General features: G+C 61.9%; 10 protein-coding genes. 2 read left to right on the top strand and 8 right to left on the bottom strand.

The window, feature by feature from the left end:
* The first annotated feature begins 59 nt into the window (after positions 1-59).
* Positions 60-941: an isocitrate lyase/PEP mutase family protein gene (locus HA052_RS00120; protein ID WP_166450324.1), complete on the top strand. Its 882-nt coding sequence runs from the start codon at positions 60-62 to the stop codon at positions 939-941.
* Between the two features lie 36 nt (positions 942-977).
* Here the strand turns inward: HA052_RS00120 and HA052_RS00125 are convergent, their stop codons facing one another.
* Positions 978-1661: a response regulator gene (locus HA052_RS00125; RefSeq protein ID WP_166450325.1), complete on the bottom strand. Its 684-nt coding sequence runs from the start codon at positions 1659-1661 to the stop codon at positions 978-980.
* 602 nt (positions 1662-2263) lie between these two features.
* On the opposite strand from HA052_RS00125, the gene HA052_RS00130 reads away from it, so the two are divergent.
* A complete protein-coding gene (locus HA052_RS00130; protein ID WP_166450326.1) occupies positions 2264-4726 on the top strand; it encodes an ATP-binding protein in 2463 nt (820 codons plus the stop codon).
* Between the two features lie 446 nt (positions 4727-5172).
* Here HA052_RS00130 and HA052_RS00135 read toward each other — a convergent pair whose 3' ends face one another.
* The 7 genes from HA052_RS00135 to HA052_RS00165 form a co-directional block, all read right to left on the bottom strand.
* Positions 5173-5844 (bottom strand): fimbrial biogenesis chaperone, encoded by a 672-nt coding sequence (locus tag HA052_RS00135; RefSeq protein ID WP_166450327.1) that lies wholly within the window; start codon positions 5842-5844, stop codon positions 5173-5175.
* A 61-nt stretch (positions 5845-5905) separates the two neighbouring features.
* Complete coding sequence (locus HA052_RS00140) at positions 5906-10603, bottom strand: fimbrial adhesin EcpD family protein (RefSeq protein ID WP_166450328.1); 4698 nt, start codon at positions 10601-10603, stop codon at positions 5906-5908.
* Positions 10604-10668: 65 nt separating this feature from the next.
* Positions 10669-13173 (bottom strand): CS1-pili formation C-terminal domain-containing protein, encoded by a 2505-nt coding sequence (locus tag HA052_RS00145; RefSeq protein ID WP_166450329.1) that lies wholly within the window; start codon positions 13171-13173, stop codon positions 10669-10671.
* 73 nt (positions 13174-13246) lie between these two features.
* A complete protein-coding gene (locus HA052_RS00150; RefSeq protein WP_166450330.1) occupies positions 13247-13942 on the bottom strand; it encodes an EcpB family pilus assembly chaperone in 696 nt (231 codons plus the stop codon).
* Between the two features lie 78 nt (positions 13943-14020).
* Positions 14021-14641, bottom strand: coding sequence for a common pilus major fimbrillin subunit EcpA (locus HA052_RS00155; protein ID WP_166450331.1), 621 nt, complete (start codon positions 14639-14641; stop codon positions 14021-14023).
* A 317-nt stretch (positions 14642-14958) separates the two neighbouring features.
* Positions 14959-15483, bottom strand: a complete 525-nt coding sequence (locus HA052_RS00160) for a hypothetical protein (protein WP_166450332.1) — start codon at positions 15481-15483, stop codon at positions 14959-14961.
* A gap of 422 nt (positions 15484-15905) precedes the next feature.
* Positions 15906-16493 carry an HD domain-containing protein gene (locus tag HA052_RS00165; RefSeq protein ID WP_166450333.1) on the bottom strand — a complete coding sequence of 196 codons (588 nt, stop codon included), beginning with the start codon at positions 16491-16493 and terminating at the stop codon, positions 15906-15908.
* Positions 16494-16540: the final 47 nt, after the last annotated feature.

The following is a 16540-nucleotide window of genomic DNA, read 5'->3' on the forward strand; positions in this document are numbered from 1 at the left end:
GATCGACGGCGCGGCCAGTACCATCAAACCCATCCCCTAGCCACTCTGGAACCGCAAACATGACGCAAAACAGCAAACACGTCCTGCGCAGTCTGATCGCAAGCCGCTCCGGCCTGCTGGTGCCCGGCGCCTACAACGCATTGAGCGCTCGCATCGTCGAAGACCTCGGCTTCGGCGCGCTTTACCTGACCGGCGCCGGCCTGACCAATATGCAGCTGGGCCTGCCCGACCTGGGCTTCGTCGGCCTGAAAGAAGTAGCGGACCAGACCGCCGCCATCCGCGACGCGGTGTCCATCCCCGTCATCGTCGACGCCGACACCGGCTTCGGCAACGCGCTCAATGTGCGCCGCGCCGTGCGCGTGCTCGAACGCGCCGGCGCCGACGCCATCCAGTTGGAGGATCAGGTACTTCCCAAGAAATGCGGCCATTTCGCCGGACAGAACCTGATCAGCGCCGCCGAGATGTGCGGCAAGCTGCAGGCGGCCGCGGACGCGCGCCAGGATGAAAACCTGCTGATCATCGCCCGCACCGACGCCTGCGCGGTGGACGGCATAGACGCCGCCATCGAACGCGCCGGCCGCTACGCCGAGGCCGGCGCCGACGTGCTGTTCATCGAAGCGGTTCGCGAACTGGACGATATCCGCCGCCTGCCGGCGCTGTTCGACCGCCCCCTGCTGATGAATATCGTCATCGGCGGCAAAACCCCGGCGCTGAGCGCCGCCGACCTGAAGGAACTGGGCTACGGCCTGGTGCTTTACGCCAACGCCGCGTTGCAAGGCGCGGTGCTGGGCATGCAGCGAGCGCTGGGCGCGCTGGCCCGCAACGGCATCCTGCAGGAAGATCCGCAACTGGTGACCCCGTTCGCCGAACGTCAGCGCCTGGTCAACAAGCCGCTCTACGACGAACTGGACGCGCGCTACGGCGCGGCCGGGCGGGATTGAACGCGGGCGGGCCGCGACGAAGGGCGACCCGCCCTTCTATTTGATTTCGTCTTTGATGAAATACAGCTCGTGGTCCGATTTCAAACCCAGCTTCTTGATTGCGGCCTGCTTTTGCCCGCTGATGGTCTTGATGCTTTTCGAAAATTTATCGGCGATTTCGCTGACCGTCATCCCGTCCAAAAAGCAACGCAGCACCTCCATCTCCCGCGGCGACAAAGCGGACAGGCGGACCACCCGGTCCATCGCGTCCGGCGCATGCGTGGAACTGTCGGCCGGCACGCTGTCCGCCTGCTGGGCCTGCGCCAGTTCCAAGGCCATTTCCGCCGTCAGATAGACGCGCCCGGTGACCGCCACCCGGATCGCCCTCACCAGTTCGTCCAGGTCCTGCTGCTTGCCGACAAAACCGCGCGCGCCGGCCCTCAAGGCCAAGGACACCGTGGCGGTGTTGTAATAAGAGGACATGATCAAGATCGCCACCTCCGGAAAACGCGCGCGGATGGCGCGGATGAGGTTCAAACCATCCATGTCCTGAGGCTGCAAGGCATAATCCAGTACCAGCACATCCGGCCTGTCATGGTTCAACGCCGCCAGAAAAGAGCGGCTGTCGCCAAAACAGCCCGCCAAGACGATATCGCTCTCCTGCGACAATCTAAAGCCCAAGCCCTGCCTGACCACCTCATGATCATCCAACAACATCACTTTGATTTTTCTTTTCTTCATTCCCCCTCCATGGCAATAAAAATCATTTCTGTATCAATTAAAACGTCCGCCCTTTTAAAAATACACTCAAACACAGCATGCGCAATCTTCGCGCCGCGGCTACGTCGATCTCCATTCCTTCAAAACTCGCCACAACATTTCAAACACCACCCTTTATAAATGGCAAAACATGGCAAAACGATGGACTCTTGGCAACAAACGTCATGAAAAATAACAATCAGGCAAAATGGGTATTTTTCAAAAAACAAAAAAGACAAATCCATACCCGCTTGCACATCTGTTTCTCAAAAAACTAAATGCCTCGACAAATTCTCGCCAACAAGATCACTCTCACGTCTATGGCGTTCGCTAAAACCTGCTGGCAATCTGCTACGCATCGACAATACCGCGTTAAAAACCGCATCTAAATCTCCATGCGCCGCAATGACACTCCGCTTTCTCAGCCGTTTTGCCCTATCTCGCGTGATCACAAACACGCTCTTAACGCCTATTTACCAGGTAGACTAGCCACATTGTAATCCATTGTTTTCGAGAGCGCCGCATCGCCAAAACGGCCAGACCGACTATAATGTCCAAGCAAACACATTCAATATGGCGGTCGCATGGCAAAAAATACAGCTAAACGATTTAATCTACCCTTTATCGCCACGATTCTGCGCCATGTCATTAATACTACGCTCTATGCCATCACGGGGCCGGCGCTGCTTATTTTCTGTTTGTACGCTTCCAGCGCGACCAGCCAGGCGAAATCACCTCCCTATACCGCGGAAGAAGCCGCCTGGATCAAACAACACCCCACCATATACTATTCCATCGATCCTTACTGGCCATTGGAATACATTGAAAACGGCAGTCACAAGGGACTGAGTTGCGCCTACCTGAAAGCCATTGCCAAGAAGAGCGGCCTGCGATTTCAATTAGTCTCGACGAAAAACACTCAGGACATGATAGGCAAATTGAAAAGCGGCCAGATCTATCTGGCCACTATGGGCGCGACGCAGCTGATTCCCAAGGAATACGGCATCCCGCTGCTGAATAGCCAGCCCTATGCCTCCACCGCCACCATCATCATCACCAAAGCCGGCGCCGAGGGTTTGTTCAATCCGTCCCAATTGGAGCACAAAGCCGTAGCGGTCAAGGGAGGGGGCGGCTACGAGCAGTATCTGCGCGCGCACTACCCGTATTTGAAGTTGGTGCTGATCAACGACCCAGTGGCGGCTTTGAAAGCCGTCGCAGACGACAAGGTGTTCGCCGCCATCGGCGCGGAGATCGTCTTTCGCCCGGTACTGCAAGGGCGCTTCCCCAAAACGCTGCAAATCTCCGGCACCATGCCGGAAATGTTCACCGGCCTGAACATCAAAGTGGCGCAGCAATACCCGGAGCTGCGCTCCATCATCGATAAAGCCCTATTGCAACTCAGCCCATCCGAAACCGACGAGATTTTTGACGATTGGGTAGCCGACATCGACTTCGGCAAACCCTCCATGCATCAGATCAGCCGCTACTACCTGCCGGAAATCCTGCTGGTGCTCTGCGTGCTGTCGGTCATGCTCTTCCTGTTCACGCAGGCACGTTGGGCCAAGCGCCGGGCCGTGGCCAGCGAAGAGGCGAAATCGAAATTCATCGCCATGATGAGCCACGAAATCAGGACGCCGATGAATGCGATTCTCGCCGCTATCGAGCTCTTGCAACAAACCCGGCAAAGCAGGCAGCAACAAGAGCTCGCCGCGCTGGCCGGCTCCTCCGCCCTCAACCTGCTGGAACTGCTGGACGATGTGCTGGACACCGCCAAGCTGGAAGCGCGGCACTTGGCGCTGGAAAAACTGCCCACCGATCTGCTGGAACTGGCCAGAGGAATCAGCGACAGCCAACGCCTGAGCGCCAGCCGCAAAGGGCTGGCACTGACCCTGGCGGCGGACGGACTGGAAAACCGCCTGTTGATTCTGGATCCGATGCGCATGCGTCAGATCATGACCAATCTGCTCTCCAACGCCATCAAATTCACCGATCGCGGCGAAGTGGCGCTCTTGATGCAATTCAATCTGCAAAGCGCGAAATCCGGGAAGCTCCTGGTCACCGTGCGCGATACCGGAGTCGGCATCGCCAAGGCTCAACAGGAAAAACTCTTCCACGCCTATAGCCAGGCGGAACGCTCCACCAGCCGCCGCTACGGCGGCAGCGGCCTGGGCCTGAGCATCTGCAAACAGCTGATCGAACTGATGGGCGGCAGCATTCTGCTGGAAAGCGCCGAGGGCAAGGGCACCGCCATCAGCTTTGTCCTGCACGTCGATATTGCGGAGCCCGACGCCGCCGACGCGACGGCGCTCCCCTCCCGTTCCACGCCCGACGCCTTGCCGTCTCATCGGCTGCTGGTGGTGGAGGACATGGAGATGAATCAGCAGGCCATCCGTCGGCAGCTCGCGCAACTGGGCTGTGTCGCCATCATCGCGGAAGACGGCCAAACCGCCTTGCAGCGGCTGCGACAAGGCGAAACCTTCGCGATGATCCTGATGGACTGCAATCTGCCCGGCATCGACGGCTACGAAACCGCCAGACGGATCCGGCAGTTGGAGTCGGAACGGGACCTGCCCTTCACCCCCATCATCGCCGTCTCCGCGATCAGCGACCTGGCGCACAAGAACCGCTGCATCGCCAGCGGCATGGACGGCATGCTGTCCAAGCCGCTCAGCTTGCAGGATCTTGAGGACATTTTACGTCTGTGGTTCATGACGGAAGACATCGCGCCGACACCGCTGCCCTTGCCCGCTTCGGCGCTGGACCTTGCCCGGCTGTACAGTCAGAGCGCGCAACGGGATTTGCTCCAGTTCCGGCAAGCCGTCGCCGACCAACTGCCAGAAATCATGCTCCACCACGTGCACCGGCTCAAGGGCGGCGCGTTGACGGTGGGCGCGGAGCCTTTGACGCGGCTGGCCGCCCGGATGGAACAAACGCTGCAAGCGGAAGGCGAACCTCCTAGCGAGGAGGTATTGCTGGCCTGGCATCGTGAATTCGAGCAGGCGCTGGCGCAATGGCAAAGCCGGGACGCCTCCGCCCGAGGCGACTAAGCCGGAACGCAGCGTCTAGAAGCGGTTTTCAACACCGTATCGCCGACGCGCAGCGGATCGTAAACAGGTTATTAGAACCAGTTCACGATCTTTTGTCTGTGCTTTGAAACACGGTTTGGTGCGCAGGAAGCCGCGTATCCGACGCGCCCCGGGTCCCTTCAAGCCTGCCGTCGGGTGGCAGGTCCGAGGTCTTAAGCGGCTGCCTGTTCGAGCGATTTGACGCTAGCAAATCGCGAGTTCAGCCGCGCCTCGGGCCTGACGGGACCCGGCGGGAAGCCGCAGGCCAGGCTTGCAGGGCGGCCTTTGGGGTGAAGGGGAATTTGACCGAGCAAATTCCCCTTCCTGCCCGCCGGGCAGCCCCGGCAATCAAAATCATCATCCGCGCAGCGGATTCAATGCCTTGCCTTGAGCGACATCCTCGGTCTGAAAAGATCGTAAACAGGCTCTTAGCCCTGCCGGCCTGCGCACTGATCCAACACCACCCGAATCTCATCCCCCAGGCCCACCCGCACCAGCGAGCGTCCCGTCAGCGGCGCCAACCGCGCCGCGCTACCCGGCGCCTGTATCTTGGTGCTGCCGGCTTTGCCGCCGCAGGCCTCGTCCTGCAACAGCCAGAAAGCCGCGTTGCCGGTATTGCGCAGAACGCCGCCTTCCAAATGGAAATCCAGATAGGCCGCGCGCGGCCGGACAATCAACACGCTTCCCAACGAGACCGGGTAATCCGTCCATGCCCCGGTTCCGCGCACGTTCCGCGCGGCGGCGGCCGTCGCCTCCTCCTCCACGAGCAAGCGGTAATAGCGTTCCCGCGTCTCCATCGCCGCGCCGCGATAGCGCAGCTTGATCGCGCCGCTGGCCCCGGCCCGCAGCGTCAGCCTCGCCGGCGCCACGGTCAGCGCCACGGTGGAGGCGTCTTCCGCCTCTGCGGCGGCGCCCTCCAGGCTGGCCAGCGGTCGCAAGCCAATACGGTAGCGGTGCGGTTGGCGGGAATCGTTCTTCAACTCAACGCTCATTTCATTGTTGTCCGCATCCAGTTCGATCACCGGCGCCATCTGCAAGGACCAAGCCGACATGGCCGGCAAAGCGCACAGCCACGCCAGCAAGGCCTTTCGTATACTCATAACCATCTTTGTTTCCTTCCGCCGATGCGCCGGACCATGACGGCCGCGCGCATCCGCCGGCTTATTTGGCCAGTTCCAGGCCCATCTCCACCCGCACCGCGCCCGCGCCGAGCGCTCGGCCGTACCACGGCGCGCCCTGCATCGTCTGCAACGACACCGGGTCGTCCAACGGGAACAAGACGCTGAACGGCAGCTTGCGCTTCTCCAACCCCTGGGCGGGATCGCTGCCGTCGTCCAGCCAGGCGCCCGCGCTCAGATCGTGTTGCACCGTGCCGGCGCAATTGTCCGCTTCGAGCCGGCCGCCGCCGGCGGCGGCGTCGAACGCGACCCAGGCCGGGAACAGCACGCCCTGCCGCTCATCGTCCTTCAAGGCGAAGCGGCACATCCCTTCCCGCTGGCTGGCGCCGTGCTGGTTGTCCAGCGACAGCACCGCCTTGACCGCGCCCAGGCTGCGTTGGCTCAAATAGCGCCGCGCCGCGCCGCGTTCCAATGTGCCCGACGGCGGCAAATTGGCCATTTGCGCACTCACCAGATAATCCAGCCGGATCCGGCCATTGGGCTCGCCCACCCAGCCGCCGCCATGATTCGAACCCTCGCGGGCCGGCAGCACCGAAACGCTGGGCTTGGGCTGATAGATCCGACCCACGGCGAACCTGGCCTCGGCGGGCGGCTCCGCGCCCGGCTTGCTTTCGCTCAATACCGCGCCCAGCTCCAGCCCGCGCGTATTGCGCCGGCTATCGTCAAAGCCCTGAGTCGGCACCTCCACCACCAGGGTATCGCTGCCCTGCGGCAGGATCACCGCGCCCCAGTCGCCGGTATTCAGCGTGGAAGTCAGCACCTTGTCCCCATCCTTCACCGTCACCCTGCCGCCTTGGTAACCATCGTCCGCGGCTTCGCCATCCTGCGGCCGGGTCCGCAACCACAAAGTCAGCCCCTCGGCCGTCGGCGTGTTCAAACGCAGCCGGTAGCGCAGCGGCGTGTTGACCACCACATCGCCACTGGACTCCAGCGACGCCACCCGCCACTTAGGCACAATCGAGAAATCCTTCTCCAGGCTCTTGTCCCCCTCGAGATTGACCGAGATATGGTAATCATCGCGGCTGCCGCTCACCGACTTGGCCTTGATGTCCAGCGCCAGCGACACCCGGTCGCCCTTGGCGGGCCGCAAAGTGAACACGCAATCCTTGTCGCACTGGGGCTTGATCTCGCCGTCATCGCTCTGCAGCCTGGGCGTCTCCAGCCCCCAGGGCACGCCCTTGCCCGCCACGGTGACAGTCAGATCGTGGCCGCCGAGGGACACCCCTTTGGTGAAAATTTTGTATTTCAAATCGTCCCCAACCCGGCCTTCTTCCGGGCCATCGATGGAGACCAGCTTCAGCTCCTCCGTGACGGCATTCACCGCGGCATAAGACCAGCCGGAATAGTTGTATTCGCAGGAAACGGTTTTAAGGCCTGGATTGCCCCCGGTCTGGGTTCGGAGCTTGAATCTCACCGGGAACGGATGCTGGGCGGGAAGAATGTGCAAGGTTTGGCGTCCCTTCAAGGGCAGCATGCCAATATATTGGCCATTATTATCCCTAAGCTCGACGGCGTCGGGATCGCCAAACAGCTGGTCGGTAAGGTGCAGATCACACTCCAACTTGTGGTCATTCATCCCTGCGCCAGGCCCATCGATGATATCGATAGCAAACTCGACCTCGGTCTTCAAAGCCGTGCTCACCATATCCGGGTTGACGCTGACATTCGTGATCCTCGCTTCATTCTTCTCAAACCAGCGGAACCAGTCCGGTGGTTTTTGACCGTTGAAGCTCACATCGACACTCTTGGTGTTGGCGTTTTGATCGATGGTGCAGCCTGGCTTGCCAAAGCAGGCATGCTTGAACTCGAAGGTCAGCGCCTGGGTGCCCACCGGCAGCATCAAAGGCTCAAGCAGATTGATGTCTTTTTCGCCTAGAATCGCCGGCGAAAACCGCACATGCGCTTTTTTCTCCAACACCGAGTCGCTGACGTCGCCAAAGCGGATCTCGTCCGGACCGCCCGCCACCACCTGCTCATTCAACACCAGCGTAATCGACGCCGGCACCGTCTTCATCACCCCCTCGTGGCGGGTGCCAAAAACGAAACCCACCTCGCCGCCCCGCTGCGTCGGCTGGGGCGCCTCCAGCGGCAGCGTCAGCACATCGTCGCGCTCCCCGGAGTAGAACACCGCCTCCATCGCCTCTGCTCGGCGGCCGCGGCCGGCCGGCGGCAAAAACAGCTCCACCGCCTTGGCGCCGGCGAACTGCGCCACCTCCACGCTCTCGCCCAGCCGATGCCAAGGCTGCGTTCCCACCCGGAAGCGCGCCTTGGGCAGCGCTTGCCGACTGCGAATACTGAAGCGGACAGCGCCGCCGCTCTTGGCCTGGGACTCGTCCTCCACCGAGCGCAGCGCGCAGACCCGTCCCTCGATCCCGTCCACCGTCTCCGGACGACAGCCGGACAACGGCGGCCCCAGCCTCAAGGCCGCGCTTTTTTCCGCCTGCGCCCGCACCGTCACCGGCTGACCGCCGCGCTCCGCCTCCAGCGTCAGCAACTGCCGGCCGCCCAAGGGCTGGCGCAGCCATTCGGCAAAGGCGCGCTCATTGAACACCGGGTGGATTTGTCCCACTTGCCGCATCGCGCGGCCAAGGCTGACCCGCCCCTCGCGATCGGAGAAACCGGCGATGAAGGCCAGCGGCAGCGCCTGTTTGGCTTGCAGCTCGCCGCCGCGCACGCTGGCCGTCCCCGCGTCCACATACCAGGTGGCGGCGCGCTGGCCCGCCCGCGGCCGCCGCGCACCGTACAGGCTTTGTCCGGGTTCGGCTTGCAAGGTAGTGAGGTAGTGCTGCTGGCTGGGCTGATCCTCTATCGTCAGCAGCTTGAGCGAGCCGACGCCGGCGACCGGCGTCGGCAAATAGCTTTGCGGCAGGCTCAGCGGGAAGCGATCTCCCTGCTGCTGGCGGCCGCTGGAATAGAAATAGGCGTCCACCAGCGTGGACAAAGGCTGCCCCCCGACGGGCGCCGACGCCCCGCGCAGCAAGCCGTCGGCGGCCGGCAAAAACAACTCCAGCCGACTGGCGCCGGCCAACTCGGCCACCGCCACGCTTTCGCCCAAGTTATGCCATGGCCCGCCCGCGCGAAAACGGCCTCCCGGCAGCGGGCGCTTGGCGCGGACCAGCAGACGGATATCGCCGCCCGCCCGGCTCCGCATCTCCAGCCGGCGCAGCACGCAGCGCTGGCCGGCCACGCCGTCCACCAAGTCCGGCCGGCATGCTGTTTCTACCGGCGCGGCCAACGTCAGCCTGGCCTGCTGGCTCGCATTCACTTGATAAGCCACCGTCTCCCCGCCGCTGCGCAGGCCTTCCACCGTCAGCCGCCGCTGCCCGCCCAAGGGCTGATGCAGCAAAACGGCGAACGCGCTCTCGCTGAACACCGGATTGAGAAAAGGCGCCGCGGCGCTGACCCCGCTCTGTATCTGGCCCTGCGCGTCGGCAAAACCGGCGAAGCCGCCGATGGGGCTGGCATGGCCCAGTTGTTGCAGCGCGAACAAGGGCGGCCGCGCGCCGCTTTCCAGATACCAAGCGGCGGCGCGGGTGCCGTTTTGCGGATGGCGCTCGCCATAAATGGCCTGGTCCTGGCTGCCGTTGACGGTGGTGACGTACTGGCGGCCGCTGGACTGATCATCGATCAGCAGCAGGCCCAGCCGCGAATAGCGCTTATGCACGAACGGCCGCTCCCCGCCCATCGCCGGCAGTTGCAGATTGAAGCGGTCCCCGTGGAACAAACGCGAACGCGAGTAAAAACCGGCCTCCACCAAGGTGTCCAGGCGGATTTTGGGATGCGCCGCGATAAACGCCTGGCGCTGCTCCGCCGGCGGCGGCACAAAAAAGACCTCCACCGTCCTGGCGCGGGCGAAAGCGGCGATGGGCACGCTGTCGTTGATATGGCGCCACTCGCCGCCCACCCTGAAGCGGGCCTTGGGCGTTTCCACCATCTTGGCGCGCACGGTGAACATCAGATCGCCGCCGCTGCTGGCATTGCTTTGACCCGCAATGGTCCGCAACACGCACAGCTTGCCGGCGGCGCCCTCCACCGTTTCATTGCGGCAGCTATTGACCGGCGCGGGATTGAGGATCAGGTGGGCGCGCTTGCTCACCTGCGTGACGAAGCGGCGCTCGTCGCCGCCGGCCAGCGTTTCCACGAAAGACAACTCGCGCGACGCGCCGGGCGCCGCCTTCGCGATGGTGTCGAAGGCCAATTCGCTCAGCACCGGGTTGACCTGACGGCCCTGCGCCGGCCGGAAGACGTCCCCGCTCAGGCCGACGGTCGCGCCATGCGAATCCGCCATGCCGCGAAAAGCCGGCAAGGGCTGCAACTGGCTGATTTCCCGCACCTGGGCATCCGGCTTGTGCGTATACCAGGTGGCGACTTTCTTGGCGCCGCCCCGTGGCGCGCGCGCGCCGAAAATAGCCTGAGGCTGGCTGCCGGGCAGGATGCCGCCGCTGCTGCCCAAGGTGCTCAGGTACTGCGTGCCGGCCAGCCGGTCTTCAATCAGGATCACATCCTGCTGGCTGCGCCATTCCTGCCGGCCCAAGGACGCCGGCGGCTGCGCCGGAATCGGCGCCGGCCGCATGCCGATCACCGGCAGGAGCGGAAGCCGCGGCACGCTGGCCGGCGACATCTGCGCCAATCCCGCGCCGATGCCGGCCATCAATATCAGGGGGAAAATCCATGGTTTCATTTTGATCCGTCTATCCTGCTGGAATGGGGGTAAAAGCCTGTGCAAAGTCTCTCGATCAAGCCGGTTCAACCTTCGTCTTCGCGCAAGGGCGCGTAGACACGCTGCGGGTCCCGGCCATAGACAATCTTGCCCAGCCAGGCGGTGGCGCCGGCGTGCTTCAAGTCCAGGCTGACCCGGAAACGTTCCGCCGCGTCGGGCTCCACGCTGACTTCCGGATGGTGCTGGTCCACGTCGATGGCGAAGTTGCCCTGCTCGTCGGTCTGAGCCTGGCCGATATGATTGCGCACCGTGACATGCCGCAGCGGGCTCCCGTCGGCGGCGGCCAGCTGGCCGAACACCGTCACCATCTGTTTGACCTTGGGCGTCACCCGCACCACATTGCCCGGATAGAGCGTGTATTCGTGGTCCGTCTCGGAAACGTCGTAGCTGGCCTTGCCGCTTTCCGCGTCGCGCACATAGAAGTGGTAAGTGTTGTAGGCCGGCAGCGCGATCCAGTTGCGGCCCTGGAGCAAGCGGTAAGTCTGCTCGTTCAGCACCGCCTCCAGCGCGCCGTCCGGCGTCTCCGGCACATCAACGACGATGCCGGCCTCGTCCTGCCCGCCGCCGGCGGCGAGGGCGCCCGCGCCCCAGGCCAGGCCGCCCTGCATATTGACGCTGGCGCTGCGACTGTCCTGCTCGGCGTCCACGGACACATTGCCCTGGCCATAACGGCCGTTGAAACCGACATAGGCGCCGAAGCTGGAGGATTGGCCTTCGGCCCCCTCCCGGCTGATGCTGGCATTGACGCCGGCATCGTCGATCACACTGTCTTCAAACGATTTGCTGGCCGACAGGTCCAGAGTGTCGCCGCCGTCCCGATGCGACATGCCCACGCTGAAATTCCCGTCGATGGCCAGGTTGAAGGTCATCATCGCGTAGTACTGCTGATCCCTCGTCTTGCCGTTCAGGTTGCGGCTGGCGCCAAGCTGCAGTTGGGCGCTGCCCCATTTGCCGTTGTACATCTGCCGCGAATAATCGCTGCGCATGTATCGATAGCCGGTACTCAAATCCCTGTCGTGACTGAGATTGAGCGAGCCGGCGTCGACGCCCCAGCCGCGCAAATTGAAGTTGGCGCCCACGGAGTCGTAATCCCGGGCGTAGAAATTCAGCCGCCGGCCCTGCTCGCCGCGCTCGCTGGTCAGCCACACCCCGCCGATACCGCGGGGCAGCGCCAGATTGAGCGTACCCACTCGCCGCCGGGTGCCGTCGCTGGCGAACAGGTTTTGCAGGCTGGCGCGCACCGCGTCGGACAACTGCCAGGAGGCGAAGCCTTCTTGCACCGTGGTCTTGTCGTTCTGATACAGCGTCAGATTCCAGTCCATCCCATGCCAGAGCGCGCCCACCGACAGACCGAACAAGGAGCGGTAAGCGCCGCCCTCGTCCACCTGAGCGCCATTGCCCTCGTAGCGGGACATCGCCTCGCTGGCGCCGCCCCAGACCTGCCAATTCAAACCGTCGCGCAGGCTGGAGCCGCCCACCGGCTTGTTGACGCGATACACGCGGCGGCTCTGCACCTGGCCCGCGATCAGGACTTCAACCTCCACATCGTAGACACCGGCCTGCAATAGCGAAGTGTCCAGCCGATGATTGCCCATGCCCAACCGTTGCGTGTTCAACAAACGGCCTTCGCGCTTGATGCGCACCTCGCCGGTGGCCGGCAGATAAACATCGATGGGATTCAATGACTGGCTGGCGTCCAGCTTCAGGGTCTGGCTGGCGTTGCCGTAGGAAAAGCCGTACATCCGCTTGCCGTTCAGCGTGGAAACATTGCCCAGGCTTTGCAGATTCCAGCCGTCCACCATGCCCAGCGCCAGCCGCTTGCCGTCGATATCCCGCTCATACATCAGGCGATCCAGCGTCACGCTCTGGTCCGACGCCGCGTCGTCCAAATAAGCGGACCCCATCACATTGACATGATCGACCCCCAGGGACGTGGTGTCGTCGAAAGTGAGATAGGCCGAGGAATGGCCGCGACCCTGATTACGCGAGCTATAGCCGTTGAACGAATACTTCAGCACGCTGGACAAGGCCGCCGACGACGGCGCCTGCAACACCGACTCCCGCAGGTGGGCCTGATCGATGGCGAAGCCAGCCGGATCCAGAAACAGATCCACTCGCATCGCCATCATGTCCAGCTGCAAATGCTCGTCGGCGCTGATGCTCAACTCGCCGCTGGGCGAAAACACCCGCCCCGCCGCCTGCCGCAAGGCCTGGATCGCCGCCGGGCTCAACACGCTTTTCTTCTGGGCCACCAACGGTTTGACGCTTTCCAGCCGCATCGAGCCATCCGCCAGCAACTTCACCGTCAATGTCGCCGAGACCACGCCCTCGTCCGAGCTTTGCGCCGCCGAGCGCGCCACCAACGGCATGGAGACGCCCTCGCGCAACATGTCCTTGATCTCCGGCGACAAGGCAAGCTTGTTTAACTGCACTTTCTGCGCCAAGGGCCGGCGCACCGCGTCCGCCGCCGTGGCCGGAACGCCATCGGCGACCGCCATCTCCGCCAACGCCAGCGCACTTAAAAAAGCCATCCCGTTTATTAGATCGATATGCCGCGCCAACTTCATTCCGCCTCACCCAACCGCTTTGAATCCATCGCCGCCATCACGCATCGCCTGCCAACGTCTCTTTTTCCGCTTCCAGGAATTTGCCATCCCGTTGCAGCATCACTTTGTCTTGGTGCTTGCTGACATCGATGGTCTTGAAATTCACCGCGTAACCCGGGCCGATCCAATAACGCTCCTTGCAGACCTCGCCCAGCTGCTTATCCCTGCACGGCCCGTAAGCAATCGCCTGAAACGAGACATTGCCCTGGTTTGCCAAACGGCCACGCTGATAGGCATAAGAAAAATGCTGGCGCTTGGGAAAAACCAGCAGATTGGTCTTGATCCCGGTCAGGAATTCGACATCTCCGCTTTTCTCCGAGCCGGCGCTGTCATCCGCCAAACCCAGCAAGGTGTTTTTCCAGGTCACTTTGTAATAACGCTCCCGGTCATCTCGGGGGCCGCTGTAAATAAAACGGACTGGCTGATCCTGCCCCGCCGCCAACAAAATCCGGGCCGGGGTGAATTGAATGCTGGCGCCATCGGTATTCACCTCGTGCGCGCCCTCATAGGGCGAATCCACCTGAGTCACGCTCACCGTCAACAAGGACGCCCGCTGTTCCGTGTTTCTGACATGAATCGCGATCTCCCCCTTGTCGGACGGAATCGCAGAAGTCATATCGGAAACCTGAATCGCCCCAGCCCATGCCGGCAGCAGCAAACAAGCCAAAACGTGAAATCTCAACCACCATGACATCAATAAAATTCCTCAAAATAAAAAGGGAGCTAGGCTCCCTTTTCTTGGCGCTACGATTAGAAATCAGCGCGTGGCGATTTAACTATTCTCGCCTTCGGCTTTTAGCGTTTTCTCCCAGGAGGCGTCCAGAATCAAGTCGAATTTGCCCACATACTGGCCATCGCTCAGCTTGGAAGCGTCGGTCACAATGGCGCCATTGGCGTCCTTGCCGCTGACAAATTCCGCTTTCAACTGCGAAGTGCCCTTACTCTCGCCGGCAATAGCCGCCACTTTCACAAATTCGCCAAACCCGGCCAAACCATCCAGGTCCTGCGGCTCGGCCTTCAGTTTCACCTGCTTGCCGGCATGATCCGTCACGCTCAGATCAAAATCCATTTCACCGATGGAAGCGGTATGGCTCAGTTGATGCTGTACCGAGGAGGCTTTTACCTTATAACCGCTGATATTGTATTCATCCGAATTCAGCATGCGGATATCAAAATCCAGATCCTTGGATTCAATGGTTTTGGAAATCGGGCTGTACAAGAAATGCACATTCGGATTTTTAGCCGTGATCTCAATAGCGTGCGAGCTATCCTTGTCGGCAGTAACATTCCATTCAGCGGAAGTGCGGGTAGAACCGGGGGTGGGAATACCGTCGGCTTGGGCCCCGACGCTGAATACCGCAGCCAGCAAAGCAGGCAGCACGACTTTATTCATAATTTCGCTTTCAATGACAATTCGGAAAATAAAAGCTGTAAATACAGTCAACAGCTGTATCTGGCCTGTCATTATCGAAAAGCCACCGGTCAAACGCTATAAGAGCACTCTCAAAATACGGTGGTCTGGAAGCTGAGAGCCTGCTCAAAGTCTCGCGAGCAAGGGCGAGACAAGGCGAAAACCGTGGAGAAAGTGAAATGTAGTAGTGGGATATGAGCACGTCGAAGTGGCGCTGACCGTGCCGCGTCTCACAAAACACAGCAGGCCGTACAACAGCCAGCCCCGCACACGAGGCCGGCTGTCTCCTCCCCCTCGGCTTAGCTCCTCTTCTTCTTCCGCCCCAACTTGCGCGGCAAGGCTTCCAACTCATCCAGGCTGAGATGGAGGCGGTTCACCGCCTCCACATGCCTCGGCAAGTCCACCTGCTCCACCCCCAGGTTCAACAACAACTCCAGATAGTTGAAGAAGCTCTTGCACAGGCGGCGGCGGTGGCCGCGTTGGCTGAAATCCATATCGCTGGCGATGCGGAACAGCAGGCCGCGCGCGGAGTGCTGGCGGTTGAGTTTCAGCATCTGCGCCAAGTGGGCCGCGTACTGATGGCCCAAGGCGCGGGCTTCACATTCATCCTTGACCTCGGCCGGCTGCCAGTAATGCGGATAGGTGCGGCCTTTGATGCGGCGGATGAAGGGTAGGCTGAGGTCTTTGGCGTGGGGGCCGGCAAACCGGTAACGGGAGCGCGGGCCTAGCGGCGGGAGTGGAGAGGCGTCCTGATGGACGTCTTGGGTTTCAGTAGTGGACGAAGTGAGTTCGATGCCTAGCACCGGACGGACTGGCTTTACCATTTGCAACCTCCTGAGCAGAAGGGCCCGGCCGCAAGGCGGCAGGGCGGGCACATGACAAGAGTTAGTCTACCGGTGGACTCCTACTAAAACCGGCGCGCCCGCGAGGGCGCCACTTGCCACGGCCCGCCCGGATAGGCAAAGCAATGGCAACGGTTGCACTGTGAAACAGCGCATCCGCGATAGGAGTCCAAGTCGGGAGACTAAGCCCGAGCGCCGCGATTGCTGCGGCGCGGGGGCTATTGTTGGGGAGGCGCGGGAGAGCGTCAAGCCGGCGGGGTCCGGAGGGATAGGAATGGGCGCGCCTGGCGCGCGGCGGATGCTAGCCATCGCTTGGGCACTGAAGCCGATCTGAATAGCGTTACAAGCCGCGAACAAAACTCAGTTTTACGCGCAACACAGCATCAGGGGTTTTGTTAGCGGGTCTAAACAGGCTGCCCCGCAAAATGCCGGCGCACCCACTGCTCGCACACAAACCAAAGCTGCGGCGCGCCCTTTTGGATCACCGGGCCGTAACGGGACAGCACCTGCTCCAGCGAAACATCGTTCTGCGTCCAAGTCCCGCCACCGGTAAAGACATTGATCAGCAAAGGCTGGAAACGGTCCAGCGCCTTGGCGAAACAGGCATCGGCGCTTTCCGCGCGCTCAAACTCGCGCCACAGCGCCAACAGCTCAGCGCCCTGCTCCGCCGGCAACAAACCAAACAAACGCTCCGCCGCCCTCGCCTCCGCTTCCGCCTGCGCCCCAGGCACGGCCTGGCCGTGTATGGGAAAATCGCCGGCATCCACCTCCACCACATCGTGCAACAGCAGCATCTTGATCACCCGCTCGGTGTTGACCGGGCCGCTGGCGTAATCGCCCAGCAGCAAGGCATACATCGCCAAATGCCAGGAATGCTCGGCCGAGTTTTCCCTACGGCTCTGGTCCAGCAACGGCGATTGCCGCAGCACCGACTTCAAGCGGTCTATCTCTCTCAGAAAATTCAGTTGCCGTTCCAAGGCCGATACTTGCATCGCTTATCCCGCATTCAGATCTGTTTCGCCACGGAGGGGGATTATAG

The sequence above is a fragment of the Chromobacterium fluminis genome (assembly GCF_011602385.1).
GTDB classification, from domain to species: Bacteria; Pseudomonadota; Gammaproteobacteria; order Burkholderiales; family Chromobacteriaceae; genus Chromobacterium; species Chromobacterium fluminis.